Source organism: Streptomyces sp., from assembly GCF_031178505.1.
GTDB lineage: Bacteria > Actinomycetota > Actinomycetes > Streptomycetales > Streptomycetaceae > Streptomyces > Streptomyces gulbargensis.
This window is the reverse complement of record NZ_JAPSIW010001016.1, coordinates 1-1,806: the sequence shown is the minus strand read 5'-3', so window position 1 is coordinate 1,806 and position 1,806 is coordinate 1. Positions and strand designations below refer to the sequence as shown.

Annotated in this window: 2 protein-coding genes; both read left to right on the top strand. The window is 72.0% G+C overall.

The genetic code is table 11. The annotated features are described in order from the left end of the window. A partial coding sequence (locus RIF68_RS35730) for an SCO6880 family protein (protein ID WP_309055784.1) occupies positions 1-1,245 on the top strand: 1,245 nt, incomplete at its 5' end. 20 nt (positions 1,246-1,265) lie between these two features. Continuing rightward, positions 1,266-1,806, top strand: a 541-nt coding sequence (locus RIF68_RS35725) for an ATP-binding protein (protein ID WP_309055782.1), incomplete at its 3' end; no start/stop codon positions are given.

The following is a 1,806-nucleotide window of genomic DNA, read 5'->3' as shown; positions in this document are numbered from 1 at the left end:
GGCGCCGCCGAGGCCGGCACCCGCCTCGACGGCCGCGAGGTCGAGGTCGGCCCGCCGCCCGGCATCGGCCGCGTCGGCTGGCTCTCCGCCCCCTTCGGCCCCGACGAGATCGCCGTCCTCCTGCACGCCGACCGACGCACCGTCACCGCCGCCATCGAGATCGAGGGCCCCGGCGTCGGCCTGCGCGACAGCGAGGACCAGGAGGCCCTGGTCGACCGGTTCGGCACCCTCCTCAAGCACGTGGCCAACGGCGACGGCTTCGTCACCCGCCTCCAGATGCTGGCCCGCACCCTCCCCGCCGACCCCGACGCCCACGCCAAGGACGTCGGCCAGCGCGGCGACCCGCACGCGCCCGCCTGGCTCCGCGAGTCCTACGACCAGCTCCAGTCGATGGTCTCCACCTCCAGCGAGCAGCACCGCGCCTACCTCGTGGCCTGCATGCACTACACGCGCGAACTCGCCGCCGAGGCCAACGCCATGGCCCGCGCCGCCCGCCACGCCTCCGGCGCCCGCCGCCTCGACCGCGACGCGGGCCTCGCCGTCGTCATGGCGCGCGAACTCACCGACATCTGCGCCCGCCTCGCCGAGGCCGACATCCGCGTCCGCCAGCCCCTCGGCCAGTCCCGCCTGGCCTCCCTCGTCCACTCCATGTACGACCCGGACCACCCCATCGACCACATCCAGGCCATGACCAAGCGCAACGCGTGGCCCGCCGAACTGGACGCGATGGAACCGACGTACCTCCAGGCGAAGACCCGCGAGTCCTCCACCCGCGCCCCCTGGTGCCACGCCACCGCCTGGATCAAGGAGTGGCCGATGACCCCGGTCGGCGTCAACTTCCTCGCCCCGCTCCTCGTCCACACCCCCGACGTCATCCGCACGGTCGCCGTCACCATGGACCTGGAGCCCACGGAGGTCGCCATCGAGCGCATGCTCACCGAGAAGACCAACGACGAGGCCGACGCCAGCCGCGCCGCGAAGATGAACCGCACCGTCGACCCGCGCGACATCGCCGCCCACGGCCGGCTCGACCAGCGGGGTGAAGACCTCGCAAGCGGCGCGGCCGGGGTGAACCTCGTCGGGTACATCACCGTGTCGTCGCGTTCGCCCGAGGCCCTCGCCCGGGACAAGCGCACGATCAGGGCCTCCGCCGGCAAGTCGTACCTGAAACTGGAGTGGTGCGACCGCGAGCACCACCGGGCCTTTGTGAACACTCTGCCGTTCGCGACCGGCATCCGCCGCTAGGGCCGAAGGGGCACAGACCGATGCGAGATCCGCTGTCCGTCCTCACCGAAGCCTTCACCTCCTTCCTCTTCGGGAAGGTGGAGACGACCCGCCTGCCCGTCCGCACCTCCACCGGGCAGGCCCAGGCCGTCTACCTGCCGACCGCCGCGCCCGGCCTCGGTGACTCCGGCGTGATCATCGGCCGCGAGGTCTACAGCGGCAAGGGGTACATCTACGACCCCTTCCAGCTGTACGGCCAGCAGCTCCCCGCCCCGCACTGGCTGGTCCTCGGCGAGTCCGGCAACGGCAAGTCGGCCCTCGAGAAGACGTACGTGCTCCGCCAGCTCCGCTTCCGCGACCGGCAGGTCGTCGTGCTCGACGCCCAGGGCGAGGACGGCGTCGGCGAGTGGAACCTCATCGCCCAGGAGCTGGGGATAACTCCCATCCGCCTGGATCCGATGGTCGCCAACGACGCCGGGATCCGCCTGAACCCGCTCGACCCGTCGATCACCACGACGGGGCAGCTCGCCCTGCTCCGTACGATCATCGAGGTGGCCATGGGCCACGGCCTGGACGAGCGCT